The organism is Enterobacter sp. E1 (assembly GCF_016809815.1).
Taxonomy (GTDB): domain Bacteria; phylum Pseudomonadota; class Gammaproteobacteria; order Enterobacterales; family Enterobacteriaceae; genus Enterobacter; species Enterobacter adelaidei.
In genome coordinates, this window is record NZ_JAFBJM010000001.1 from 1,047,338 (window position 1) to 1,070,983 (window position 23,646).

Below are 23,646 nucleotides of genomic sequence, written 5' to 3' on the forward strand. Positions count from 1 at the left end.
CACATTATATCCTTCCGGCATTTCGTGAGTTTTACAAAACTCTACATAACGCTTTTAACAATCTGAGGCATTAAAAATGAAACCGGCATCCGTTATCATTATGGACGAACACCCTATTGTCAGAATGTCGATAGAAGTCCTGCTACAGAAAAATAAAAACATCACCGTCAAGCTCAAGTCTGGCGACAGCCATGAAGTCCTTGACTGTATCCGTAATCACCCTATTGATATGGTGATCCTTGACATCGAACTCACCAGTACAGATGCTTTCGCTTTACTAAAGAGAATCAGAAACTTAAATAAAAACATTAAGATTCTGTTCCTCTCGTCGAAATCAGAGTTGTTTTACTCAGGCCGTGCCATTCGAGCCGGGGCAAATGGCTTTGTCAGTAAACGAAAAGACCTGGGTGAGATCTACAATGCCGTAGATATGATCCTGATGGGCTATTCTTTTTTCCCGTCGGAAACGCTGAATTTTATAAATCACCAGGGTTCAGGGAAAGGGATCGCAGTGGATATGCCATTATCGAATCGTGAAGTCACGGTATTACGTTATCTGGCGAATGGATTATCCAATAAGGAAATAGCTGAACAGCTACTATTGAGTAACAAAACCATTAGTGCGCACAAATCCAACATTTATTCCAAGCTGGGCGTGCAAAGTATCGTGGAATTAATTGATTACGCCAAAGCGCACGAACTGCTATAACCTGAATTCACTCCCTGCAGCTTATCTGAGCTGCAGGGAGTGCGGTCAGTGCTAATTATAGTTAATCATGAAAGTGGCATCAGCGTCAGCCTGTCCGGGCTGAGGGTTATCGGCAGTGGCAATATAATTGGCATAAAACGACAGAATTGCATTCCCCTGCGCATCAACCGTGACCGGCTGGCTGGCCTGTTGAAGCGGCAGGCGCGTTTTATCCGCATCCCTGATCTCAACGGCGACATGACTTGCTGTACTGGCGTCATTCAACGCCAGCAACCCGTTATTACTTCCGTCAGCTTTGCCTGAAAACGTGATCGACGCAGCGCCCGGCGGACAGCCAGTCAGCTTCAGCGTAAACGGCATGGGCTGCGTGCGGCTCCCGGTGGAGCTCAGCTGTTTAGTCGGCCAGGTGCCCAACGTGACGGTTTTGTCGCTATCGCTCCCCTCTGCTACACAGGTGAAATCGACAATATTGCCGTAGAGTCGAATGTTAATTTCGCCCAACGCGGTTTCCGCCTGAGCTTGTGTGCAAAGCGCAAAGAGCGCCACGGTGATAAAACGGATCCCGTTTCGCATATCGGCTCCTTAGTCGTAATCCACACGCAAATATCCGCGCGAGGTAAAGCGCCCTTCCGCTGGCTTGTTGCCCGTCACGCTCACCGGCCAGACCCGGATCCCCACCTGCGCCTGCGCACTGTCGTCGAGACGGAACGGAATTTTACTCGTCAGGTTGTTGGGCGTGAGCGGCGCACCGCTCTCGTTGGCAATGATGAATCCTACATCCGGGTTATCGGACACCAGTACATTATCGGAGACCTTTTCAGCCTCGACACGCATCGTCAGCATGGCGTTCGCCTCCACGTTGGTGCATTTAATCGCGATGGTTTTGCTTTGCGATGAGACGCCCTCCGGCTTGTTACCCACGCCCGCTTTGCTGAACAAAGAGGCGCCAATGTCGCCGAAATCAAACTCAACCACATTACCGGCATTGATGGCGCAGCTCTGCGGCACCTGAATAGTTCCGCTGTAGCTGATGGTGTAGACCGGCGTGGTTAACGGATCGGAGGACGTGGTGGTGACGTAAACACGGAACATGGTGGCACGTGGGATCACCACCATATTGATAAAGCGTCGCGTCACTTTAAGGCGGAAAATAAGGCTGGAATCCTGAACACCAAACGGTTTGTTTTTTGAAACGTTCGGATGACTCCCCATCTGGATATAGTTTTTGGGTGGATAAAACGCGCCAGCAAAGCTGTCCGTGATTTTCATCGCCCCGTCAAGATAGTCATTAAGCTTCAGATACTGGTAACCATCGCTGGTCCCGGTGATCGGGTAATCTGTCACATAGCTGCGTTTGGTGGTATTACCGGTTGTGCCCTTTGGGCAGACGGCATTCACCCCTACCCACTGCGATTTCTCGCTGAGCGTCACGACCTGCCCGATCTGGTTATTCGAACTATTAAATTTATCCGTCAGGTCGTAATGCACTTCCGTCGGTACACCTTTTTCATTGACGCACACGGTCGCTAATGCGTTTGTCGCGGGCAGTAACGCCAGAAGCGACAGGGCAAAGATTTGGGTTTTAATCACAGCTGATCCCCTTAAGTGTGATCGCTTGTTGCAGGCTCTGTTCAGGCAAGCTGTAAGGTGCACGGCACTGGGACTGCGCCCCGTTGCCCCACTGGATAAGCAGTTCCCCTTCCAGCGGCAGCCCACTCAGGTAGATCTGCCCGTCATCCCCCACCATGCTTGTGACGCCACTCTGGGTTTCGCGCACCACGGCACCGAACGGCACGGGCTGGTTACCGCGTGTCACCGTCAGCAGGGCTCGCACACCAATACGTGTATCAAAGCTGGCGCGAACCAGCGCGCCTTTGGTTGGCACCACGCTGCTCACGTTGTTTTCGATATCGGTGTTGTTGCTCATGGTGTTGGTATCCAGCGCCACGCGGTTGTAGCGATAGACGGTGGCATACGGCATAACCGCGTAGCCTCGCCAGTCGGTTTTCACGCCGGTCTGGTTTTCCACACTGACGCCCGATGCTCCCGGCGCTTTGATCAGCACGTTGGTGTCGCCCAGCGGCTGACTGAAGGTCACCCCGTCGGCATGACCGACCACGCCCCCGGAGAGCTGCCAGTTGAGATCGTGCTGATCGCGTGAGTAGTTATAACCCGCGGCCAACGTGCCGTAAGTCGCCTGCCAGTTGGCACTGGCGCTACCGCTTGAGCCATTATTGCTGGTGTGTCCCTGGGTCACGCTGTAGTTCAGGTTGCGATCCTCCAGCAGCGTACCGCTGACGCCGGTTTGCCAGCTTGTATCGCCATCGCTGTTTCGGCTGGCGGATGCCGTGGCATAGGCGCGGTCTATCGCGCTGTCACGGCGATATCCCTGACGGGTAAAGAGGCTAAACGGCACGGAGACGTTAAACGACGCGATCCGGTCAGTACCTTCTATCCCGACGGATTTGTTCCACGACCAGGAAACGGAGTAGTTGATCCCCTTCACGCCCCCCGCATACCCCAGCTGATACCAGAGGTTTGTCTCGTCGGTTCCCCAGTAGCTCTGCTCGCTGCCGGAGATATATACCGATCCATAATCCCCCAGCGACTGAGACACATTGAGCTGGAAACGCCCTTTTTTATTCCACGTCAGGTTGTGATAACTCTGCACGTCCGGGACGCTGTTATCATCCTGGTTATCCGCATACTGATAACCTTCCATTGAGCGCCAGGCCACATCGTCCAGGGTGTAAAACCCTTTTGTGGAGTAGCGGTAACCCAGCAGCTGGAAGTTGGTGCCGAAGCCGTTGAGTGATTTCGCATAGAGGAAGCGCAGAGACTGTCCTTCATGTTTGCTGTCGTCCGCGAGCTGGCTGCGGGCGTGGGTAATATCGAGCGAGACCGCGCCCCAGTCACCGAGGTTTTTTCCGGCCCCGATAGCCACCGCGGTATAACGAGATGCCAGTTGGGTACCACCGTACAGCGTGTAACCATTGGCAAGACCGGTAATCAGGGTTCCCTGAGTAAAGAATGGCGTATCCTGATCGCTGTTACCGCTGCGGTAATCCCCGGCAACAAGATCGTATTTCCAGCGCCCTTCACGCTGCAGGAGCGGTACGGTGGAGTACGGCACGGTATAGCGCTGCTGGGTACCGTCTTTCTCTTCGACCGTCACTTCCAGGTCACCGCTTGAGGAGGTCGGGTTGAGATCGGTAATGGCGAACGCGCCGGGCTGGACATAGCTTTGATAGATAACATAGCCGTTCTGACGAACCACGACTTTGGCGGGCGTCCTGGCAATTCCGCGTACGGTTGGGGCATAGCCCTGCAGGCTGTCAGGGTACATGCTGTCAGATGAAAAGAGCCGCCCACCGCGAAAACCGACGCTGTCGAAGACATCATTGCCGGTATTACTGTCACCCAGCACCAGTTCACTTTTAAGCGGAATAACGGTGCGTTGCGCCCAGGTACCGATATTCTGCCACTCGCTGTGTCGCTGCCCGTTATTCTGCGTGTAACGCCATGCACCATTGTTACGTAAACGCCAGGCGCCATAGTTCAACCCGCTCTGCAGGTTCAGATAATAACTGTCGTCTTCGCTGCCCCGGTTACCGGTGAAACTGTAGTTCAACAGTGCGGCGGGAATGCCTTCATCCCATTGTTCAGGCGGAATGTAGCCACGGGCGCTGTTCTGCAACGCCACCTGCGGCAGGCTGACGTTCAGACGCTGAGAGGCAAAGTTAAATGCCGTCTCACTACCAGGAATGGCCGTGGTCAGCGGAACGCAGGTATCGCCCTGTACATTTGCCAGTTCAGGAAATGCCGCAACATTGACACCAAAGCGATCGAGCATCGCGCGCGTGATGCACGGCGATAAACCGCCCGCCACTGGCGGGGTGTTTTCGGCTTGCTCAAAACGCACGTCCTGGGTGCCGATAAACTCATCGTTACGCCAGATATCCACACGATAAACGCCGGGTGCCTGCTGGTGACCTTGTTCAAAACGCGACAAATCCGCCACGCTGGCGGTATCGTCGGACAAGAAGGCCGGGTTGAAGTAGCTTTCGCTCCAGCCAGACTGCGGCCAGAGCGCGGCCATCAGCGCCAGTGCAACCGGGCAGTAACGTCCCAGATGATTTTTCATCGCCCTGACTCTGCTCACAGGTTGACGCTACGCGCCGGTGTAATGGCACCGTAGTCATTCACGCTCTGCCAAGAGAGCGTGCCGCTCGCACCGGCTGGCAGTACCTGCTGTGCCGAGTTTTTAGGCGCAACCATCAGGTTATCCAGCGTCTTGCCACCCAGCTTCATGTTGACCAGGGTGATGTAATACGGAGACGCGTTGCTGACTTTGAGGTGGTTGCCAGTACGCTCAAAACGCAGCTGGGAGAGCGCCTCTTCCGGCTGCATCGCCAGATTGTTCGGGCGTACAAACAGTTTGATACGCGAAAGGATCGCCAGCTGCAGCACGTTATTGTTTTCCGTTTTATCCTTGTTCACTGACGGGATCGCTTTCACGTTCATGTAAAAGAGCGATTCGCGGTCGGCGGGCAGCGTCGGTCCGGCGTAAATAATACGCAGCGTGTTTTCGCTGTTTGGCTCACTCACAAACAGGGGCGGTGTGACGGCAAAGGTTTTTTCTTTTTGCCCGTTCGCATTTTCGATCCACGCGTTGATTAAATAGCGTTCTTGTTTGTTGCTGTTAGTGATCGCCAGCGACGTTTGCTTCGCATCTGCCGGATAAATAACGCGCGTGGCCCCCAGCGCAATACCGCCGGAAGCATTCGCGCAAGCAGAAACCATCATCAAAATAAACGATAAAAAAAGTCCTGGTTTAATTCGGGTATTCATCACAACCGTACCTTTAATAATGTGTTCGCAGGTGTTATGGATAAATCAACGTAAACCAGACATCCGACTGAATATTGCCTGGCATGAGATGTTCGGAAATAGCCCGATAGCGGGCGCTAAAATGAAACGCAAGTTCACTGGTATTTACCGGCAACCAGCTGACGGCCGTCGCATTTGGGATAATCTGACGTTGCTGTTCGTCAAAGAGCGCCAGCCCCACACCGCTGCTGACAGGTGTTTCACCTGGTCGCGATGTCGCCAGAAAAACCTGCGGATCTTCTGCGGGTGTTACGCCCTGAAACTGGATCCCCACGGTGCGCGAGACATCAACGCTGCAATCCAGTAGCCGCACGGTGAAGGGGACATTCACCGTGGAAAAACTGCCCACCCCGGCAAATGAATTGGTTCGATACTGTCCCATGTCGATGCGCATATTCTGGCTGTCGGGCGCCACGGCGCAGCCGCCGTTCACCAGCTCACCTCTGAGGTGAACTTTCCCGCCTTCGATCACCACAGTATGTGCCGATGCCTGGTTAGCCATCGCAAGGGTTAAAAGCAGTAGTGCTCCTGTTTTTGTCATCCTTCGTTCCTGGCATTAGCGTATGACGGCCTCGTCCCTGAGGCCTGGACATCCCTGTACGAATTATTCGTATTTCATAACGAAGGTGGCGTCAGCGTTTGCCTGGCCTGGCTCGGTGGTCGCAGCCGTTGATTTATAACGCGCGGTGAATTGCAGGGTGTTCGTTCCTTCGATCAGGTTCTGCGCAGCAGAGAAGGTTGCACCGTCTGGGGTCAGAACGCTGGATTTGCTGTCGAGGATCTCGATACCCACGCCTTTCGCGGTGTTGTCATTGTTACCGGAAGTCACTGCCAGCAGGGTTTTGTCAGTTGCATCAATCTGACCGGTGAACGCAACAGCAGCGGTTTTTGCTACCAGTGGATCGCAATCGTTCAGTTCAATGTTGAATGGGATATTAGAGGTAGTGTCGCCCACTTTAGTGAATTTCGCGGTACGGTACTGACCGAGATTAACAGTCTGCTCGGAAGAATCGGTATTTACTGAACATGCAGCATTTACCAGTTCACCTTTAAAATGCACAGTACCGCCATTTACGGAAACCGGATCTGCATGAGCGGCACCCGCGACCAGGGCCAGAGTTGCAATAACAGAAGAAGCAATGTTGCTGAGTTTCATGTCTATTCCTTTAAAATGTAAATAACCCTTCCCGCGAATAATCGGGAATAAGAAATACGTTCAATTGTTGAATTGAAAGCTTATTTCGGAGGAGACAAAGTAGCTCAGGAATCATTTTTTAAATATGTCAAAACGCTGCCATTTCTCCAGGTCACATCCTAATCCCGCCTAAGAAATTGACCATCCATCCGGAAGGGTTTTTATGCCCTACTGATGAAAACTCGCAAAGGGTGACTGACAGCGGCGCTCGCTTCTGACAAAATACAGGCAATCCCCCCTTTCAAACGTTACAGACGGAATCTTCTCTCTGATGGCAGCAAAGATTATTGACGGTAAAACGATTGCGCAGCAGGTGCGCTCTGAGGTTGCGGAAAAAGTGAAGGCGCGTAAAGCTGCCGGAAAACGCGCCCCTGGGCTGGCCGTTGTGCTGGTTGGCAGCAACCCGGCATCACAGATTTATGTCGGCAGCAAACGCAAAGCGTGTGAAGAGGTGGGCTTCGTCTCCCGCTCTTACGATTTGCCAGAAACCACCAGCGAAGCAGAACTGCTGGAACTTATTGACACTCTGAATGCCGATAAAGAGATCGACGGTATTCTGGTTCAGTTGCCGCTGCCCGCAGGCATCGACAACGTGAAGGTGCTGGAGCGTATCGCACCGGATAAAGACGTTGACGGTTTCCATCCGTACAACGTTGGCCGCCTGTGCCAGCGTGCACCGCGTCTGCGTCCATGTACGCCACGCGGTATCGTGACGCTGCTGGAGCGTTATAACATTGACACCTACGGTCTGAACGCCGTGGTCATTGGTGCCTCCAACATTGTGGGCCGCCCGATGAGCATGGAACTGCTGCTGGCCGGCTGCACCACTACCGTCACCCACCGTTTCACCAAAAATCTGCGTCACCACGTAGAGAACGCCGATCTGCTGATCGTTGCCGTCGGGAAACCGGGCTTTATTCCAGGTGAATGGATTAAAGAGGGTGCGATTGTCGTGGACGTCGGAATTAACCGTCTGGAAAACGGCAAAGTCGTCGGTGACGTAGTGTATGAAGATGCTGCGGCACGTGCCTCTTACATCACCCCAGTACCGGGCGGCGTAGGCCCGATGACGGTTGCCACATTGATTCAGAATACTTTGCAGGCATGCGAAGAGTACCATGATGTAGAGGACGCGTAAGATGGCGACATTTTCATTAGGAAAACACCCACACGTTGAGCTGTGCGATCTGCTGAAGCTGGAAGGCTGGAGCGAAAGCGGCGCGCAGGCGAAAATCGTGATCGCCGACGGGCGAGTAAAAGTCGACGGCGTGGTGGAAACGCGTAAGCGCTGCAAGATTGTCGCGGGACAGACCGTGAGCTTTGAAGGACAGAGCGTGACCGTTACGGCCTGAGCCATTTGACGCCCTCACCCCAACCCTCTCCCAGCAGGAGAGGGTTAAAAATCCCCTCACATCCATCACGGTTATTTATCGATCAACTTCAAATAATCACTATTTCCTCTGTTGAATAGTGAAAATTCAGTTGCGCGTTTTTCACACTTTGCCCACGATAAGTAGAACGTTCTACTAAAACGTTCTACTTACAATAACAGCGCCAAAAAAAGCGCTACTCGGGGGAAATCAGCATGAGTCTGATATCAGGGTTTGTTAAATCGCTGTCTAAGTTGTCTATGATTGGTCGCGCCTTGATGCTGCCAATTTCACTGCTTCCCGCTGCGGGCCTGCTGCTGGCCTTCGGCGATAAGTTCCACCTGCCGCTGATGATGAACGCAGGCGGGGTTATTTTTGATAACCTGCCGATGCTGTTCGCCATTGGCTCTGCCGTGGGTCTGGCGTCAGAATCCGGTATCGCTGCGCTGTCTGCGGCGGTATCGGTATTTGTCACGAATATCACCATTAGCACCGTGCTGAGCATCACGCCGGAAATGGCCTCTCAGGGCGGGAAATACGCCATGGTGGTCGGCATCCCGACGCTGCAAATGGGCGTCTTCGGCGGCCTGATCTGCGGTATTCTCGCGGCCTGGTGCTATAACCGCTTCCACACCATGCAGCTCCCGGAGTTCCTGGGCTTCTTCTCCGGTAAGCGCTTCGTGGCAATTGCAACGGCGTTCCTCTCGTTCCTGATGGGGCTGCTGCTGCCCTACATCTGGCAACATATCCAGGCCGGTATCGACGCGCTCTCCGTAGTGGTTAACGGCGATAATCAGGCGGCGTCGACCTTTATCTTCGGTCTGGTGGAACGCGCGCTGATCCCGCTCGGACTGCACCATATCTGGTACCCGTCTTTCTGGTATTCGTTTGGGGATTACACCACCCAGGCAGGCCAGGTGATCCACGGCGACCAAACCATCTGGTTCAAGATGCTGGAAGAAGGGGTCAAATCCTTCAGCAGCGACACCTACCAGAACGCCGGTAAGTTCATGCAGGGTGAATTCCCGCTGATGCTGTTCGCGCTGCCTGCGGCGTGCCTGGCGATGTATCACGAAGCCCATACGAAGAATAAGAAAATCGCGGCCGGTATTCTGTTCTCTGCGGCGTTGACCTGCTTCCTGACGGGGATCACCGAACCGGTTGAGTTTACCTTTATCTTCGTGGCGCCGATTCTGTACGTCTTTAACGCCATCATGGCGGGCCTGGCTTATATGACCATGTATCTGCTGCATGCGCATATCGCCAAGTCGTTCTCCGCGGGCTTTATCGACTATCTGTCATTCGGGATCCTGCCGTCGTTTAACGGTTACAAAACCAATTTCCTGAACGCCATTATCATCGGCATTCCAATGGGCCTGATTTATTACTTCACGTTCCGCTTTGTGATCCGTCGTTTCGACGTGAAAACGCCGGGCCGCACTGAAGTGACAGCCAATGCGGATGAGAAGTCAGATTCCGAACTCGCGACCGAGATCATCACCCTGCTGGGCGGAGCGCATAACATCGACTCCGTCGGCGCCTGTATCACCCGCCTGCGTCTGGAAGTGGCAAAAAGCGAGGCAGTTGATAAAGACGGCCTGAACGGACTTGGCGCGCGCGGCGTGGTCTTCGTCGGCGACAACGGTATTCAGGTGATTTTCGGTGCCAGAGCACAGTTTATCGCCCAGACCATGTCCACCATGATCGGCAAATAATAAGATGCCTGAACGACACGTCTCCTGTACGCTGGGAGACGTGTTTTATCTGGCTGATAATCGGCAAATTTCAGGGAGCGGTTTTGAAGAAAGTCAGCATTATTGATGTCGCAAAGCACGCGGGCGTTTCGGTCTCAACCGTCTCGCTGGTGTTGCGCCAGAAAGGGAAAATCTCAGAGGCAACGATCGAGAAGGTCAACGCTGCCATCAATACCCTGGGCTATGTTCATAACGTCGCCGCCGCCAACCTTCGCGCCAACACCTCCAATCTTATTGGTCTTATCCTCCGTGACTTCAGCGACAGCTTCTCCATCAAGGTGATGGCGAGCATCGTCCAGGAGCTGGAAAAACAGGGGTATATGGTGTTTCTCGGCCAGCCGCAGAATGACTATGACCATCTTGAGCGCTGCCTGCTGTCGTTTAAACAGCAGGGTGTCGCCGGTGTGATTTACCTGGCTTCTGACACCCGGACATCCACCCTGCCGGAACACATTCGTCATTGCCCACTGCCGTTGGTTGCGGTCTCTCAGTCGTTGCTGGATGAAAAATGCAACCTGGTGATGCGTGATAACCGTCAGGCGGCAAATCTGGCGGTACGTTATCTTATCGAGCGCGGCCATCGCAATATCGCCTACATTGGCGGGCGTGAGGGCTGCCTTATCCGCGAGCAGCGTCTGCTCGGTTTTCGCAGCGCGATGACGCAAAACGGGCTGGTCTGGCGCGATGAATACTCTCCGGCCTGCAGTGATGACACGCTGGCCGCGGGTTTCGCCACCCGCCAACTGCTGGAAAAAAACAACACCATCACCGCCCTGCTCTGCCACTCGCCTGATGCCATGATCGGCTCTATATCAGCGATTCATCAGGTAGGACGTACGGTGGGTAAAGACGTGTTTCTGACGCAGCAGGTCGCGCTGGTCGGTTTCGAAGATATGCTGCACGTAAACCTCACGTCACCGTCATTGACCTACGTCTCCTCCGCCAGTGAAGAGACGGGGCGTCAGGCTGCCGGGTTGATTATTCGCAAGCTGAAAGAGCCGGACTTGCAAACGCAGCGGATTACGCTTTCCGGGCAGCTTATCGCGCGCGAATCGGCGTAAAATCAGAATTTAGCACAGGTCTGTTAGCGCGAGATTACTGCTATATTTCCATGATTTGCCATGGATAATGTCAATGCCTACCGTTATTACGCACGCTGCTGTTCCGCTTTGCCTGGGCTTAGGCCTGGGAACCAGAGTTATTCCGCCTCGTCTGCTGTTCAGCGGAATTGTCCTCGCGATGTTGCCGGACGCCGACGTGCTGGCGTTTAAGTTCGGCGTTGCCTATGGCAATGTTTTCGGCCATCGCGGCTTTACTCACTCCCTGCTGTTTGCCTTTGTGGTGCCGATACTCTGCTTGCTGATCGGTCGACGATGGTTCAGAGCCAGCCTGACCCGGTGCTGGCTGTTTTTAACCGTGTCATTACTGTCGCACAGCCTGCTGGATTCCATTACCACGGGTGGAAAAGGGGTTGGCTGGCTGTGGCCGTGGTCAGACGAACGCTTCTTTGCGCCGTGGCAGGTGATTAAAGTCGCGCCGTTTGCGCTGTCACGCTATACCACGCCGTACGGGCATCAGGTGATCATTTCCGAACTGCTGTGGGTGTGGCTGCCGGGAGTCGTGCTGATGGGGATGTTGTGGTGGAAACGGCGGTAAAAGAAAGCCGGGTGGCGGCTACGCCTTACCCGGCCTACGGTCGTGATTTTGTAGGCCCGGTAAGCGTAAGCGCCACCGGGCGTTACAGACTTACTTACGGCGCCAGGTGGTTCCCTGCGGGCCATCTTCCAGAATGATGCCCATCTCGGTCAGACGGTTACGCGCCGCATCTGCCGCCGCCCAGTCTTTCGCCTGACGCGCTTCCAGACGCGCGTTGATCAACGCTTCAATTTCCGCCACTTCACCGTCGTCCGCCTGCGCACCGCTTTGCAGGAACACGTCCGGCTCCTGCTCCAGCAGGCCGAGAACGGAAGAGAGCTTACGCAGATGGGACGCCAGCGCATTCGCTGCCGCCATATCCTCTGACTTCAGGCGGTTCACTTCGCGCGCCATGTCGAACAGCACGGAGTACGCTTCTGGCGTATTGAAGTCGTCGTTCATCACCTCAACGAAGCGCGCTTCGAACGCTTCGCCGCCCGCAGCAGGAACAGACCTGTCGGTACCGCGCAGCGCGGTGTACAGACGCTCCAGCGCCGAGCGCGCCTGCTTCAGGTTCTCTTCGCTGTAGTTCAGCTGGCTGCGATAGTGACCGGACATCAGGAAGTAACGCACGGTTTCCGCATCGTAATACTTCAGCACGTCACGCACGGTGAAGAAGTTACCCAGCGATTTAGACATCTTCTCGCGGTCAACCATCACCATCCCGGAGTGCATCCAGTAATTAACGTACTCACCGCCATGCGCGCAGGTGGACTGCGCGATTTCGTTTTCGTGGTGCGGGAACATCAGATCCGAGCCGCCGCCGTGAATGTCGAAGTGCTTGCCCAGCTGTTTGCAGTTCATCGCTGAACATTCAATGTGCCAGCCAGGACGCCCTTCGCCCCACGGAGATGGCCAGCTCGGTTCACCCTCTTTGGACATCTTCCACAGCACGAAGTCCATCGGGTTGCGCTTCACGTCAACGACGTCAACGCGGGCACCGGCCTGAAGCTGATCCAGATCCTGACGGGAGAGCGCGCCGTAGGTTGGGTCCGTCGGCACGGAGAACATCACGTCGCCGTTATCCGCAACGTAGGCATGACCGCGTGCGATCAGCTTTTCGGTGATTTCAATAATTTCGTGAATATGGTGGGTCGCACGTGGCTCACTGTCCGGGCGCTGAATATTTAATGCATCAAAGTCTTTGTGCATTTCAACGATCATGCGATCCACCAGCGCCACAAAGCTCTCGCCATTTTCATTAGCGCGTTTAATGATTTTGTCGTCAATGTCGGTGATGTTGCGCACGTACTTCAGGTTGTACCCCAGAAAACGCAGGTAGCGCGAAACAACATCGAAGGCGACAAAGGTACGGCCATGGCCAATATGACAGAGATCGTAAACCGTAATACCACACACGTACATGCCGACTTCCCCGGCATGGATAGGTTTAAATTCCTCTTTTTGGCGCGTCATTGTATTAAAGATTTTTAACATCGAAGATTCCATGTAAACACGTGTGTGGGTTGTTTGTTCCCTATAATACCCATAATTCGGAATAGGATCAGCACACAATGCAAGGTGATCGCGTCCTGTGGTTATGCTATAACAAGCCCCTATATGTGACCCGAACACGGGTTGACGCACCACAATAACGGAACAGGATGCAAAAATGGTTACTTTCCACACTAATCATGGCGATATCGTAATCAAAACCTTTGATGACAAAGCGCCTGAAACAGTTAAAAACTTCCTGGACTACTGCCGCGAAGGTTTCTACAACAACACCATTTTCCACCGCGTGATCAACGGCTTTATGATCCAGGGCGGCGGTTTTGAACCTGGCATGCACCAGAAAGAGACCAAAGAAGCGATCAAAAACGAAGCGAACAACGGTCTGAAAAACACCCGTGGCACGCTGGCGATGGCCCGTACTCAGGCGCCTCACTCTGCTACTGCCCAGTTCTTCATCAACGTGGCCGACAACGACTTCCTGAACTTCTCTGGCGAAAGCCTGCAGGGTTGGGGCTACTGCGTATTCGCAGAAGTGGTTGAAGGTATGGACGTGGTTGATAAGATCAAAGCCGTCTCTACTGGCCGCAGCGGCATGCACCAGGACGTTCCTAAAGAAGACGTAGTGATTACCAGCGTGACCGTCAGCGAGTAATTGGTGGCGACACTCTTTATTGCGGATTTGCATCTGCAAACAGAAGAACCGGCGATCACCGCCGGTTTTCTGCGTTTTTTACGCGGTGAAGCAAAAAGCGCCGACGCGCTGTACATTCTGGGCGACCTGTTCGAAGCCTGGATTGGCGACGACGACCCTAACCCGCTGCACCGGGAAATGGCTGCTGCCATTAAAGCGCTGGTGGATTCCGGCGTTCCCTGCTACTTCATCCATGGCAACCGTGATTTCCTGCTCGGCAAGCGCTACGCCCGCGAAAGCGGCATGAAGCTGCTGCCGGAAGAGCAGGTGCTCGACCTCTATGGCCGCAGGGTCCTGATCATGCACGGCGACACGCTCTGCACCGACGATACCGGCTACCTGGCGTTTCGCGCCAAAGTCCACACCCCGTGGATCCAAAAAGTGTTCCTGGCCCTGCCGCTGTTTATCCGCAACCGTATCGCAGCCAGAATGCGCGCGGGCAGTAAAGCCGCCAACAGCAGTAAATCCATGACCATCATGGACGTCAACCCGCAGACAGTGGTCAACGTGATGGAAAAGCATCGCGTCCAGTGGCTGATCCACGGTCATACTCATCGCCCCGATGTACATTCCCTTATCGCCAACGGCGAACCGGCCCACCGCGTCGTACTGGGTGCCTGGCACAGTGAAGGGTCCATGGTCAAAGTCACACCAGAGAGTGTAGAGCTGATCGCTTTTCCGTTTTAACTCCTCAAATATCATTCTATTTTTTTGAATAACATTGGCAAATTGTTCCGATTTTAATCAGCCCATGGTTAGCCTAATATTTATCACATCAGGGCAACACGCCCTATCCCAGATAAATTACTTCAGGAATACGACCATGAAATCTATCAAAACTTTCGTTGCAGTTGCCGCTCTTTCTATGATCTCTTTTGGTTCTTTCGCTCAGAGCGTCAGCGCGAGTGCTTCTACCCTCGACCGCGCAGAAGCGAAAATCGCCGCTCAGGCTGCTGAACAAGGTGCGTCTTACAAAATCACCAGCGCACAGGTTAACAACCGCGTATACATGACCGCAGAACTGACCAAATAAAGACACCTGATTGATGAAAACAGACCGCCAGATAGCGGTCTGTTTTGTTATGTCCTGGCGGTCACAACGGCTCAAGTTTTAACCGCGCAACCGTTTTCCTTCCCCGTATTACATGCTATTCTCTGTGCCCTCGAAAGCAGTGTGTTTCGCACCACAGGAGTTTTAAGACGCATGTCTTCCCGCAATAATCCGGCGCGTGTCGCCATCGTGATGGGGTCCAAAAGCGACTGGGCTACCATGCAGTTCGCCGCCGAAATCTTTGAAATCCTGAATGTTCCGCACCACGTTGAAGTGGTTTCCGCACACCGTACACCGGACAAACTGTTCAGCTTCGCCGAAGGCGCTGAAGAGAACGGTTATGAGGTGATCATTGCCGGTGCGGGCGGCGCAGCACATCTGCCAGGCATGATTGCCGCTAAAACGCTGGTCCCCGTTCTGGGCGTACCGGTACAAAGCGCTGCGTTGAGCGGTGTCGATAGCCTCTATTCCATCGTGCAGATGCCGCGGGGTATTCCGGTCGGCACGCTGGCGATTGGTAAAGCGGGTGCTGCAAATGCTGCCCTGCTGGCTGCACAGATCCTGGCGACGCATGATAAAGACTTACATCAGCGTCTGGCTGACTGGCGTAAAGCACAGACCGACGAGGTGCTGGACAATCCGGACCCACGGGGTGCGGCATGAAGCAGGTTTGCGTCCTCGGTAACGGTCAGTTGGGCCGTATGCTGCGCCAGGCGGGTGAACCGCTGGGTATTTCCGTCTGGCCCGTCGGGCTGGATGCTGAACCTGAAGCGGTACCGTTCCACCAGAGCGTGATCACCGCCGAGATCGAACGCTGGCCGGAAACGGCGCTGACTCGCGAGCTGGCGCGTCATAACGCCTTTGTTAACCGCGATGTTTTCCCGATTATTGCCGACCGTCTGACGCAAAAGCAGCTGTTCGACAAGCTCGGTCTGCCGACTGCACCGTGGCAGCTCCTGTCGGATAAAAGCGAGTGGAATGATGTTTTCGCGATGCTGGGCGAACTGGCCATCGTGAAGCGCCGCGTGGGCGGTTACGATGGCCGCGGTCAGTGGCGCCTGCGTGCAGATGAAACGGCAGAACTGCCGGATGATTGCTACGGCGAGTGTATCGTTGAGCAAGGTATCAACTTTAGCGGCGAAGTGTCGCTGGTCGGCGCGCGCGGGCATGATGGCCACACTGTGTTTTATCCGCTAACGCATAACCTGCATCAGGACGGCATTCTGCGCACTAGCGTGGCGTTTCCGCAGGCCAGTGCGGAACAACAGGCACAGGCGGAAGACATGCTGTCTGCCATCATGCACGAACTGGGCTACGTCGGCGTAATGGCGATGGAGTGCTTTGTCACCCCGTCAGGTCTGCTGATCAACGAGCTTGCGCCGCGCGTGCACAACAGCGGCCACTGGACGCAAAACGGCGCGTCCATCAGCCAGTTCGAACTACACCTGCGCGCCATCACTGAGCTGCCTCTGCCGCAGCCGGTGGTGAATAGCCCGTCAGTGATGATCAACCTGATCGGCACCGATCTGAACTACGACTGGCTGAAGCTGCCGCTGGTACACCTGCACTGGTATGACAAAGAGGTTCGCCCGGGTCGTAAGGTCGGTCACCTGAACCTGAACGACAGCGACACGGGCCGTCTGAGCGCCACCCTCGAAGCCATCATCCCTCTTCTGCCGCCGGAATACGCGAGCGGAATTGTCTGGGCACAGTCTAAGATCAAGTAACACACCTGCGCCGGGGAGTTGACCTTCCCCTTCCCCGGCGTACAATCCCCGCCCATTGCTGCTGAGTTTTCTTCTGGAATAACCATGAACGATGGAACGGACTATCGCGCGATCCTCGCGTCCGATACCCCTTTAATCGACGTTCGCGCGCCGATCGAATTTGCACAGGGCGCGATGCCCGCCGCGCTCAACCTGCCCTTAATGAACGACGACGAGCGCGCCGCCGTCGGCACCTGCTATAAGCGGCAGGGCCCCGAGGCCGCGCTGGCGCTCGGCCATAGTCTGGTGAACGGCGCCACGCGTGAGGCACGGATCAACGCCTGGCGGGAGGCCAGCCTTGCCCATCCTGAGGGCTATCTCTGCTGCGCACGCGGCGGCCAGCGTTCGCACATCTCACAGGCATGGCTGAAAGAGGCGGGTGTCGACTACCCGCTGATCCGCGGCGGCTATAAAGCCCTGCGTCAGACGGCGATTCAGGTCACAACCGAGCAGTCACAAAAACCGATGGTACTTATCGGTGGCTGTACCGGCAGCGGTAAAACCCTGCTGGTTAAGCAACATGTCCAGGGCATTGATCTGGAAGGGCTGGCGCGCCATCGCGGTTCATCGTTTGGCCGCACGCTCACGCCGCAGCTTTCCCAGGCCAGCTTTGAAAATCACCTTGCGGTTGAGCTATTAAAAAAAGACGCTGCACGCTGGGTGCTGGAAGATGAAGGTCGGATGATTGGTTCCAACCACCTGCCAGAGTGCCTGCGCGACCGTATGGTTGAAGCCCCTATCGTTGTCGTCGACGACCCGTTTGATATCCGTCTTGAGCGCCTGCGAGAAGAGTATTTCGACCATATGTGGGCAGATTTTTCTGCGGCTTACGGTGATGAAGCAGGCTGGAAAGAGTACAGCGAGTATCTGCACCACGGCCTGTTCGCCATTCGCCGCCGTCTGGGGCTGCAGCGGTATGCAGAATTCACCGCGCTGTTAGATTCCGCGCTGCTGGAACAACAACGCTCTGGCAGCACTGACGCGCACTTCCGCTGGCTTGCCCCGTTGCTGAATGATTATTACGACCCGATGTACAGCTATCAGCTTGGAAAGAAAGCGGAAAAGATTGTCTATCGCGGAACGTTCGAAGAAATTGCTGAGTGGCTTGATCGCTGAAAAATAAAGCCGGGTGGCGAGGTAAAAGCAAAACGGCAACCAGGGTTGCCGTTTTTAATGTTTGTTCCCTCTCCCCGTGGGAGAGGGTCAGGGTGAGGGCATCAGGCCGCACCCTACAAAACGACTTAGAAGTCGTAACGCAGACGGACCAGGTTCATATCGCCCAGATCGTCGGTGCTGGAGGTGAACACGTGCTCGTAGTCCACGCGGAAACCATAATCCAGCTGGAAGCTGATACCCACACCGTTGTCGATGCGCTGGTAGTTACGGCCGTTCACGTACTCGATGCGATCGCCCATGAAGTAAGGCTGGATGGATTTAACCGCATACTGATTGATTGGGAATTTATACCCTGCGAAGTATTCAATACCCCACGCGTCGCCCGCAAAGTAGTCGTTAACAGACACTTTTTTGGTGGTCAGGAAGTTCTGGTACCAGCCGCCGCCAAAGGAGAAGGTCCAGTTGTCAGGTTTCCAGCTCAGCGCAGTACCGAGGATGTTCTGATCGTAGGTTTTGCTGTCGCCGTTGTCCGGGTTACGCATGTCGGCGCGGGTGTAGTTCCACGCCGTACCCCAGGTCAGATCTTTAGTCAGGTGATAATCCAGACCCAGTGAACCGCCGCCTTTACGCTTGTAGCGCAGGCCGTTGCCCGGCAGGTATTCGCTGTCTTCAAACAGGTAGGACGCATAAATGTCAGCATCGCCAACGGTTTTCTTATATTTCAGCATGTTGCGTGAACGATAAGAACCGTCGTAGTCACCGTTGATACCGTTACCTGGTGCCTGACCGATCATGTCGTAGTCCCAGATATCGGTTTTCACGCCAACCACATCATAGTAAACGCTGTTCTGTTGACCGAAGGTCAGCGTACCCCAGGTATCGCTCTTCAGACCGGTGTACAACATACGGCGAGTAGTGTTGTTCGCGCCTTCTTTGTAGTGGTTGTCCCAGTCGAACAGCGCAGGAATGTTCACGCCCAGCTCGTAGTAGCTTACCCAACTGATGTCATCAAACAGGTAGTAATCGGCTGCGAAACGGAAACGGGTACCGCCGTCGAAGCCATTACGTTTGTAGGAACCTTTGTCGCCATCGCCCGTCATCATGTTGAACTGAGGACGGATACTGCCGCCCACGGTGAAGTTCAGACGGCTCAGTGGATCGCCCGCCTGAGGATCCTGTTTAAGAACGGTGATTTCTGCCTGAGAAGCGAAGGTAGTCAATGCCACTGCCGCGCCGATCGTAACCGCCAGCGCTGATTTTTTTATAGTCATTATTTTTCCTTAATAGACACGCTGCTAAATATTTAGCGGGTGAATATTAACTGGAAATAATCAGTCTGTGTGGACGGTTTTTTAATGTTTTGTGCTACTAAATGAGTGGGTATTATCTTTTTGTGCCATTAAATTACTACGCACCGATATAAAAACCGGTGCGTAATTATCACCACATTGAATCAACTCTCAAACTGGCGGAACAGGGCTTTGCCCTTTAACAAGCGTGTACCGAGCCAGCCTCCACAGAGGGAAAGCAGTACCGCACCAAAGAGAGGCAATGTCAGCCAAAGACGCCAGTCAGGCTCCCATGGGAAGTCGAAGACCTTTGTCTGCAGGACAGCCAGCGCCGTCTCTGCACCAATGGCCGCGACCAGACCCGCCACCAGCCCCAGCAGTGCGAATTCACTCCAGAGTGTCGCCCGCAGCAGCCGCTTACCGGCCCCCAGCGTGCGGTAAACCACCAGTTCCTGATGACGCTGGCGCATCCCCACCTGTACCTGGGCCAGCAGCAACAGCACGCCACAGATCGTCACCAACACCACCATCACCTCCAGCGCGCGGCTCACCTGCTCCAGCACCTGTCCCACCTGCTTCAGGATCGCCCCGATATCCAGCAGGCTGACCGTCGGGAATTCCCGGTTAAGCTGCGTCAGCATGCCGTTGCCGTTTTCCCAGCGGAAGCTGGTCAGCCAGCTCTGCGGTTGTCCGTCCAGCGCCCCCGGCGGGAAGATGAAGAAGAAGTTGGGCCGCAGGCTTTCCCAGTCCACTTTACGCAGGCTGGTGACTTTCGCGGTAAAATCCTGCGTATCCCCGGTAAACGTGACGCTGTCTCCCAGCTTAACGCTCAGGCGCTTCGCCAGCCCCTCCTCCATCGACACCTCTCCCGCTTTCGGCGGCCAGGTGCCGGCGGTTATCGGGTTGTGGTCAGGGCGTTTCTCCTGCCAGGTAAGGTTCAGCTCGCGGTTAAGCGACTCGTCCTTGTTCCCCTCCGTTGACTGACCGTTGATCTGCGTCAGCCGTGCGCGAACGATGGGGTAGAACGACTCGGGGATAATGTGATGCTCCGACAGAAATCCCTTCAGCGGCGTGACCTGCTCAGGCGCGATATTGATCAGGAAATAGTTTGGGCTTTCCGGCGGAAGCTGGTGCTGCCAGCGATCCAGCAGATCGCCTCGCAGCACCAGCAGAAGTGCCAACAGCATAAACGACAGCGAAAACGCCGAAAGCTGGCTGAGCGTGGACCAGGGCTGATGCAGCAGACGGTTCACTGCCAGCCGCACGGGAAGCGATTTTACCGTGATTTTTTTCAGAATATTGAGCAGTATCCAGCCCAGTACGCCGCACAGCAGCGCCAGCACAACCGCCCCGGACAGTACTGCCCATAACAGGGTGCTGCCCCCCATCAGCCAGGCCAGCAGCCCAACCGCCACCGCGATTATCACAGGAAGGTAGAACTTCAGCGGCCAGACGTTTGCCACGACGTCACGGCGTAAAACACGCAGCGGCTGCGTCGCAATCAACAGCCGGTACGGACGGAGCCCCACCAGCACCGAGATTACCGTCATCGCGCCCATCGCCCACAGCCACGGCCAGAGGCTGGCCGGCGGCAATGCTGCCGGGAGCACCGGTTTCAGCATCACCATCAGCAGTTTTTCGAACAGTAGCCCCATTACCCCGCCGGTGAAGGCCGAGAAAAGCAGCAGCATCAGCCACTGGCCGACAATCAGCTTACGCAACTGCACCCTGCCCGCACCCAGCGTTTTGAGAACCGCCACCAGATCGTAACGGCTGCGGCAGTAGTGCCCCATTGCGACGGCAACTGCCGCCACTGCCAGCAATAGCGTTAACAGGGCCGAAAGCAGCAGGAACTGCTGAGAACGCTCGAGGGACTTACCGAGCGCTCCCTCGTCCTGCTCCAGCCCGTACCAGCGGTGTTCCGGTTTTAACTGCGGCAGAAGCCATTTTTCATACGCGTCAAGCTGGGCAGGCGTGCCGCCAAACTTATAGCGCCAGGTGACGCGGCTACCCGGCTGTACGGCATTGGTTTTCGCCACATCGGCGGTGTTCATCAGTAATCGCGGCGCGAGCTGGAACGGATTAAACCCGGAGTCAGGTTCCTGAACCACTTCCCCGGCAATTTTCAGCGTAGCATCACCGACATCAATGCTGTCGCCCGTTTTCAGGTTCAACAGCGCCATCAGGCGCGGCGCCAGCAGCACCGTGCCGGGTTTGGGTTTCAACCCTGGTGGGCTGGTTTGCAGTTCGCCATACATCGGGTAGATGTCATCGACGGCTTTGACGCTTGCCAGCTGCGGCGTTTCGCCCGCGAAGGTCATGGTCTGGAAGCTTATCTGCTCCCCGACCTTGAGCCCCCGCTTGCGCGCTTCATCAATCCAGCCCGGCGGAACCGCGCGTGAACTTTGTAGCGCCCTGTCTCCCGCCATAAACTCCCGGCTTTGCTGACTGAGCCCTTTCTCCATGCGGTCGCTGACGCTGCCGAGCGCCAGCACGCACGCTACCGCCAGGCTTAAGGCCAGCCAGACTATCAGCAGCGAGGGCGAGCGCCACTCGCGCCAGAACCAGCGGGCAATCATGCTTCCTCCTGAAGAACACCGTTGACCAGCCGCAGACGACGGTCACAGCGGGCGGCAAGTTGCGGGTCGTGGGTCACGAGGATCAGCGTAGTGCCATGTTCACGGTTGAGCGAAAACAGCAGGTCAGCAATCTTGTCCCCGGTTTTACGGTCAAGGTTACCGGTAGGCTCATCAGCGAACAGTACCTCCGGACGACCGTTAAACGCGCGCGCCAGCGCCACGCGCTGTTGCTCCCCGCCGGAAAGCTGTGCCGGAAGATGGTCGAGGCGTTTGCCCAACCCCAGCTGCTCCAGTAAGGCCTTTGCATGCGCGCGGCTTTCACGGCTATTTTCGCCGCGCAGAAGCGCCGGGAGTTCGACGTTTTCCAGCGCGTTCAGCGTCGGGATAAGCATAAAGGACTGAAAAACAAAACCGATGTGTCGCGCACGCAGTGCAGCGCGCGCCTCTTCATCAAGCTGATGCAGCGGTTGCCCGACAAGGTGGACCTCTCCGCTGCTTCCGTCGTCCAGACCCGCCAAAATCGCCAGCAGCGTAGACTTACCGGAACCGGATTCGCCAATCAGCGCGATGGTTTCAGCGCGTTTGACAACGAGTTCAACTCCAGTAAGGATGGAAAGCTCGTGTTCCCCCTGACCGACGGATTTCTTAAGACGATGAACTTCAACACTGTTTTCCGCTGGCATTTGCCCTTCCTGTTTTTGATTCTGATGACCTTCCGCGCGGCGGCAGCGGACACGTTACTGGTTCTCGGCGACAGCCTGAGTGCAGGCTATCGCATGGCCGCCAGCGCGGCCTGGCCTGCTTTGCTCAATGATAAATGGCAGAGCACAACGCCGGTGATCAATGCCAGCATCAGCGGCGATACCTCGCAGCAGGGCTTGTCGCGGCTGCCTGCCTTACTCAAACAGCATCAGCCGCGATGGGTGCTGGTTGAGCTTGGCGGTAATGATGGCCTGCGCGGTTTTCAGCCTCAGCAAACAGAACAGACGCTGCGCACCATTCTGCAGGACATCAAGGCGGCAAACGCCCAGCCGCTGCTGATGCAAATTCGCCTGCCCGCTAACTACGGTCGTCGGTATAATGAGGCCTTTAGCGCGATCTACCCAAAGCTTGCCAAAGAGTTTGATATTCCGCTGCTGCCATTTTTCATGGAAGAGGTCTATCTCAAACCCCAATGGATGCAAGACGATGGGATCCATCCCAATCGCGATGCTCAGCCGTTTATTGCCGACTGGATGGCAACGCGGCTGGCCCCTTTAGTTAAACATGACTCCTGATTAAGCGGAGATCCTGACAGGTAAAGTTATGCAAAAATCGGTCTTAATTACAGGATGTTCCAGTGGAATCGGCCTGGAAAGCGCGCTCGAACTGAAGCGCCAGGGGTTTCGGGTCCTGGCGGCCTGCCGCAAACCCGACGATGTCGAACGCATGAACGGGCTGGGCTTTACCGGCGTGCTGCTGGATATGGACTCGCCGGAGAGCGTTGAACGCGCCGCCGATGAAGTGATCGCGCTGACCGATAATCGTCTGTACGGGCTCTTTAACAATGCCGGCTACGGCGTGTATGGCCCGCTGGATACGCTCTCCCGCGAAACGCTGGAAAAACAGTTTTCGACCAACTTCTTCGGCGTGCATCAACTGACTATGCGCCTGCTCCCCGCCATGCTGCCGCACGGTGAAGGACGTATCGTGATGACCTCCTCGGTGATGGGCCTGATCTCCACCCCAGGCCGAGGCGCCTACGCCGCCAGCAAATATGCGCTGGAGGCCTGGTCTGACGCCCTGCGCATGGAGTTGCGTCACAGCGGCATTAAGGTCAGCCTGATTGAACCCGGCCCCATCCGCACCCGCTTTACCGAAAACGTCAACCAGACGCAGGCGGACAAACCGGTCGAAAACCCTGGCATCGCCGCACGTTTTACCCTCGGGCCGGAAGCGGTTGTCGCGAAAGTGCGCCATGCTTTTGAGAGTGAAAATCCAAAAATGCGCTATCCGGTGACGCTGGTCACCCATGCCGTAGGCTGGTTAAAACGCCTGCTGCCGGGCCGGATGATGGACAAAATTTTACACGGTTGAGTTGAAGCAA

General features: G+C 55.4%; 24 protein-coding genes. 14 read left to right on the forward strand and 10 right to left on the reverse strand.

The window, feature by feature from the left end:
• The first annotated feature begins 76 nt into the window (after nucleotides 1-76).
• Complete coding sequence (fimZ, locus tag JGF26_RS05195) at nucleotides 77-709, forward strand: fimbria biosynthesis transcriptional regulator FimZ (RefSeq protein WP_049007446.1); 633 nt, start codon at nucleotides 77-79, stop codon at nucleotides 707-709.
• 51 nt (nucleotides 710-760) lie between these two features.
• Here the strand turns inward: fimZ and sfmF are convergent, their stop codons facing one another.
• The 6 genes from sfmF to fimA form a co-directional block, all read right to left on the reverse strand.
• Entirely contained in the window at nucleotides 761-1,282 is a 522-nt protein-coding gene (gene sfmF, locus JGF26_RS22345; protein WP_134707218.1) for a fimbria assembly protein, read from the reverse strand.
• Between the two features lie 9 nt (nucleotides 1,283-1,291).
• On the reverse strand, nucleotides 1,292-2,299 hold the full coding sequence (gene fimH, locus JGF26_RS22350; RefSeq protein ID WP_128348569.1) for a type 1 fimbria D-mannose specific adhesin FimH: 1,008 nt from the start codon (nucleotides 2,297-2,299) through the stop codon (nucleotides 1,292-1,294).
• Nucleotides 2,292-4,853, reverse strand: a complete 2,562-nt coding sequence (locus JGF26_RS05205) for a fimbrial biogenesis usher protein (RefSeq protein WP_128348570.1) — start codon at nucleotides 4,851-4,853, stop codon at nucleotides 2,292-2,294. The genes fimH and JGF26_RS05205 overlap by 8 nt, the downstream gene beginning before the upstream one ends.
• A 14-nt stretch (nucleotides 4,854-4,867) precedes the next feature.
• The gene (fimC, locus tag JGF26_RS05210) at nucleotides 4,868-5,560 is read right to left on the reverse strand and encodes a type 1 fimbria chaperone FimC (protein ID WP_128348571.1); all 693 of its coding nucleotides are present in this window, start codon (nucleotides 5,558-5,560) and stop codon (nucleotides 4,868-4,870) included.
• Between the two features lie 34 nt (nucleotides 5,561-5,594).
• Nucleotides 5,595-6,140, reverse strand: coding sequence for a type 1 fimbrial protein subunit FimI (fimI, locus tag JGF26_RS05215; RefSeq protein WP_049007451.1), 546 nt, complete (start codon nucleotides 6,138-6,140; stop codon nucleotides 5,595-5,597).
• Between the two features lie 63 nt (nucleotides 6,141-6,203).
• Nucleotides 6,204-6,755 carry a type 1 fimbrial major subunit FimA gene (gene fimA, locus JGF26_RS05220; RefSeq protein ID WP_028018406.1) on the reverse strand — a complete coding sequence of 184 codons (552 nt, stop codon included), beginning with the start codon at nucleotides 6,753-6,755 and terminating at the stop codon, nucleotides 6,204-6,206.
• Between the two features lie 310 nt (nucleotides 6,756-7,065).
• Between fimA and folD the strand changes: the two genes are divergently transcribed.
• The 5 genes from folD (at nucleotide 7,066) to JGF26_RS05245 (ending at nucleotide 11,574) form a co-directional block, all read left to right on the forward strand.
• Nucleotides 7,066-7,932, forward strand: coding sequence for a bifunctional methylenetetrahydrofolate dehydrogenase/methenyltetrahydrofolate cyclohydrolase FolD (folD, locus tag JGF26_RS05225; RefSeq protein ID WP_008499332.1), 867 nt, complete (start codon nucleotides 7,066-7,068; stop codon nucleotides 7,930-7,932).
• 1 nt (nucleotide 7,933) lies between these two features.
• On the forward strand, nucleotides 7,934-8,146 hold the full coding sequence (gene ybcJ / locus JGF26_RS05230) for a ribosome-associated protein YbcJ (protein WP_023310640.1): 213 nt from the start codon (nucleotides 7,934-7,936) through the stop codon (nucleotides 8,144-8,146).
• Nucleotides 8,147-8,379: 233 nt separating this feature from the next.
• On the forward strand, nucleotides 8,380-9,879 hold the full coding sequence (locus tag JGF26_RS05235) for a PTS transporter subunit EIIC (protein ID WP_028018405.1): 1,500 nt from the start codon (nucleotides 8,380-8,382) through the stop codon (nucleotides 9,877-9,879).
• Nucleotides 9,880-9,962: 83 nt separating this feature from the next.
• Nucleotides 9,963-10,979 carry a Mal regulon transcriptional regulator MalI gene (malI, locus tag JGF26_RS05240; RefSeq protein ID WP_049007453.1) on the forward strand — a complete coding sequence of 339 codons (1,017 nt, stop codon included), beginning with the start codon at nucleotides 9,963-9,965 and terminating at the stop codon, nucleotides 10,977-10,979.
• Between the two features lie 73 nt (nucleotides 10,980-11,052).
• Complete coding sequence (locus tag JGF26_RS05245) at nucleotides 11,053-11,574, forward strand: metal-dependent hydrolase (protein ID WP_134707217.1); 522 nt, start codon at nucleotides 11,053-11,055, stop codon at nucleotides 11,572-11,574.
• Nucleotides 11,575-11,664: 90 nt separating this feature from the next.
• Here JGF26_RS05245 and cysS read toward each other — a convergent pair whose 3' ends face one another.
• Nucleotides 11,665-13,050, reverse strand: a complete 1,386-nt coding sequence (gene cysS, locus JGF26_RS05250; RefSeq protein ID WP_129323860.1) for a cysteine--tRNA ligase — start codon at nucleotides 13,048-13,050, stop codon at nucleotides 11,665-11,667.
• 175 nt (nucleotides 13,051-13,225) lie between these two features.
• Between cysS and ppiB the strand changes: the two genes are divergently transcribed.
• From ppiB to mnmH, 6 genes are all read left to right on the forward strand, one after another.
• Entirely contained in the window at nucleotides 13,226-13,720 is a 495-nt protein-coding gene (gene ppiB / locus JGF26_RS05255; protein WP_028017583.1) for a peptidylprolyl isomerase B, read from the forward strand.
• Nucleotides 13,721-13,723: 3 nt separating this feature from the next.
• Nucleotides 13,724-14,446, forward strand: coding sequence for a UDP-2,3-diacylglucosamine diphosphatase (gene lpxH, locus JGF26_RS05260; RefSeq protein WP_134707216.1), 723 nt, complete (start codon nucleotides 13,724-13,726; stop codon nucleotides 14,444-14,446).
• Between the two features lie 136 nt (nucleotides 14,447-14,582).
• Nucleotides 14,583-14,792, forward strand: coding sequence for a YdgH/BhsA/McbA-like domain containing protein (locus JGF26_RS05265; protein ID WP_028017585.1), 210 nt, complete (start codon nucleotides 14,583-14,585; stop codon nucleotides 14,790-14,792).
• A 171-nt stretch (nucleotides 14,793-14,963) separates the two neighbouring features.
• A complete protein-coding gene (purE, locus tag JGF26_RS05270; RefSeq protein ID WP_028017586.1) occupies nucleotides 14,964-15,473 on the forward strand; it encodes a 5-(carboxyamino)imidazole ribonucleotide mutase in 510 nt (169 codons plus the stop codon).
• Nucleotides 15,470-16,537, forward strand: a complete 1,068-nt coding sequence (purK, locus tag JGF26_RS05275; RefSeq protein WP_134707215.1) for a 5-(carboxyamino)imidazole ribonucleotide synthase — start codon at nucleotides 15,470-15,472, stop codon at nucleotides 16,535-16,537. Before purE ends, purK begins: the two co-directional genes overlap by 4 nt.
• A gap of 84 nt (nucleotides 16,538-16,621) precedes the next feature.
• A complete protein-coding gene (gene mnmH / locus JGF26_RS05280) occupies nucleotides 16,622-17,692 on the forward strand; it encodes a tRNA 2-selenouridine(34) synthase MnmH (RefSeq protein ID WP_049007456.1) in 1,071 nt (356 codons plus the stop codon).
• 125 nt (nucleotides 17,693-17,817) lie between these two features.
• Here the strand turns inward: mnmH and JGF26_RS05285 are convergent, their stop codons facing one another.
• The 3 genes from JGF26_RS05285 to ybbA form a co-directional block, all read right to left on the reverse strand.
• On the reverse strand, nucleotides 17,818-18,963 hold the full coding sequence (locus JGF26_RS05285; RefSeq protein WP_049007457.1) for a porin: 1,146 nt from the start codon (nucleotides 18,961-18,963) through the stop codon (nucleotides 17,818-17,820).
• A gap of 182 nt (nucleotides 18,964-19,145) precedes the next feature.
• Nucleotides 19,146-21,560, reverse strand: coding sequence for a putative ABC transporter permease subunit YbbP (ybbP, locus tag JGF26_RS05290; protein WP_134707214.1), 2,415 nt, complete (start codon nucleotides 21,558-21,560; stop codon nucleotides 19,146-19,148).
• Nucleotides 21,557-22,243 (reverse strand): putative ABC transporter ATP-binding protein YbbA, encoded by a 687-nt coding sequence (gene ybbA, locus JGF26_RS05295; protein WP_028017748.1) that lies wholly within the window; start codon nucleotides 22,241-22,243, stop codon nucleotides 21,557-21,559. The genes ybbP and ybbA overlap by 4 nt, the downstream gene beginning before the upstream one ends.
• Here ybbA and tesA point away from each other — a divergent pair.
• Together tesA and JGF26_RS05305 are read left to right on the forward strand one after the other, a co-directional pair.
• Nucleotides 22,214-22,837, forward strand: a complete 624-nt coding sequence (gene tesA, locus JGF26_RS05300) for a multifunctional acyl-CoA thioesterase I/protease I/lysophospholipase L1 (protein ID WP_028017590.1) — start codon at nucleotides 22,214-22,216, stop codon at nucleotides 22,835-22,837. The genes ybbA and tesA overlap by 30 nt on opposite strands.
• Nucleotides 22,838-22,865: 28 nt before the next feature.
• Nucleotides 22,866-23,636, forward strand: coding sequence for an SDR family oxidoreductase (locus JGF26_RS05305; protein ID WP_134707213.1), 771 nt, complete (start codon nucleotides 22,866-22,868; stop codon nucleotides 23,634-23,636).
• The last annotated feature ends 10 nt before the right edge of the window (nucleotides 23,637-23,646 follow it).

Excerpts from the sequence above, each read along its gene's own strand:
- sfmF (WP_134707218.1), bottom strand. The coding sequence starts at position 1,282 with ATGCGAAACGGGATCCGTTTTATCACCGTGGCGCTCTTTGCGCTTTGC.
- JGF26_RS05205 (WP_128348570.1), bottom strand. The coding sequence starts at position 4,853 with ATGAAAAATCATCTGGGACGTTACTGCCCGGTTGCACTGGCGCTGATG.
- ybcJ (WP_023310640.1), top strand. The coding sequence starts at position 7,934 with ATGGCGACATTTTCATTAGGAAAACACCCACACGTTGAGCTGTGCGAT.
- JGF26_RS05245 (WP_134707217.1), top strand. The coding sequence starts at position 11,053 with ATGCCTACCGTTATTACGCACGCTGCTGTTCCGCTTTGCCTGGGCTTA.
- folD (WP_008499332.1), top strand. The coding sequence starts at position 7,066 with ATGGCAGCAAAGATTATTGACGGTAAAACGATTGCGCAGCAGGTGCGC.
- JGF26_RS05305 (WP_134707213.1), top strand. The coding sequence starts at position 22,866 with ATGCAAAAATCGGTCTTAATTACAGGATGTTCCAGTGGAATCGGCCTG.
- JGF26_RS05265 (WP_028017585.1), top strand. The coding sequence starts at position 14,583 with ATGAAATCTATCAAAACTTTCGTTGCAGTTGCCGCTCTTTCTATGATC.
- ybbA (WP_028017748.1), bottom strand. The coding sequence starts at position 22,243 with ATGCCAGCGGAAAACAGTGTTGAAGTTCATCGTCTTAAGAAATCCGTC.
- JGF26_RS05285 (WP_049007457.1), bottom strand. The coding sequence starts at position 18,963 with ATGACTATAAAAAAATCAGCGCTGGCGGTTACGATCGGCGCGGCAGTG.
- fimC (WP_128348571.1), bottom strand. The coding sequence starts at position 5,560 with ATGAATACCCGAATTAAACCAGGACTTTTTTTATCGTTTATTTTGATG.
- ppiB (WP_028017583.1), top strand. The coding sequence starts at position 13,226 with ATGGTTACTTTCCACACTAATCATGGCGATATCGTAATCAAAACCTTT.
- tesA (WP_028017590.1), top strand. The coding sequence starts at position 22,214 with ATGAACTTCAACACTGTTTTCCGCTGGCATTTGCCCTTCCTGTTTTTG.
- ybbP (WP_134707214.1), bottom strand. The coding sequence starts at position 21,560 with ATGATTGCCCGCTGGTTCTGGCGCGAGTGGCGCTCGCCCTCGCTGCTG.
- fimA (WP_028018406.1), bottom strand. The coding sequence starts at position 6,755 with ATGAAACTCAGCAACATTGCTTCTTCTGTTATTGCAACTCTGGCCCTG.
- purK (WP_134707215.1), top strand. The coding sequence starts at position 15,470 with ATGAAGCAGGTTTGCGTCCTCGGTAACGGTCAGTTGGGCCGTATGCTG.
- fimZ (WP_049007446.1), top strand. The coding sequence starts at position 77 with ATGAAACCGGCATCCGTTATCATTATGGACGAACACCCTATTGTCAGA.
- mnmH (WP_049007456.1), top strand. The coding sequence starts at position 16,622 with ATGAACGATGGAACGGACTATCGCGCGATCCTCGCGTCCGATACCCCT.
- fimI (WP_049007451.1), bottom strand. The coding sequence starts at position 6,140 with ATGACAAAAACAGGAGCACTACTGCTTTTAACCCTTGCGATGGCTAAC.
- cysS (WP_129323860.1), bottom strand. The coding sequence starts at position 13,050 with ATGTTAAAAATCTTTAATACAATGACGCGCCAAAAAGAGGAATTTAAA.
- JGF26_RS05235 (WP_028018405.1), top strand. The coding sequence starts at position 8,380 with ATGAGTCTGATATCAGGGTTTGTTAAATCGCTGTCTAAGTTGTCTATG.
- purE (WP_028017586.1), top strand. The coding sequence starts at position 14,964 with ATGTCTTCCCGCAATAATCCGGCGCGTGTCGCCATCGTGATGGGGTCC.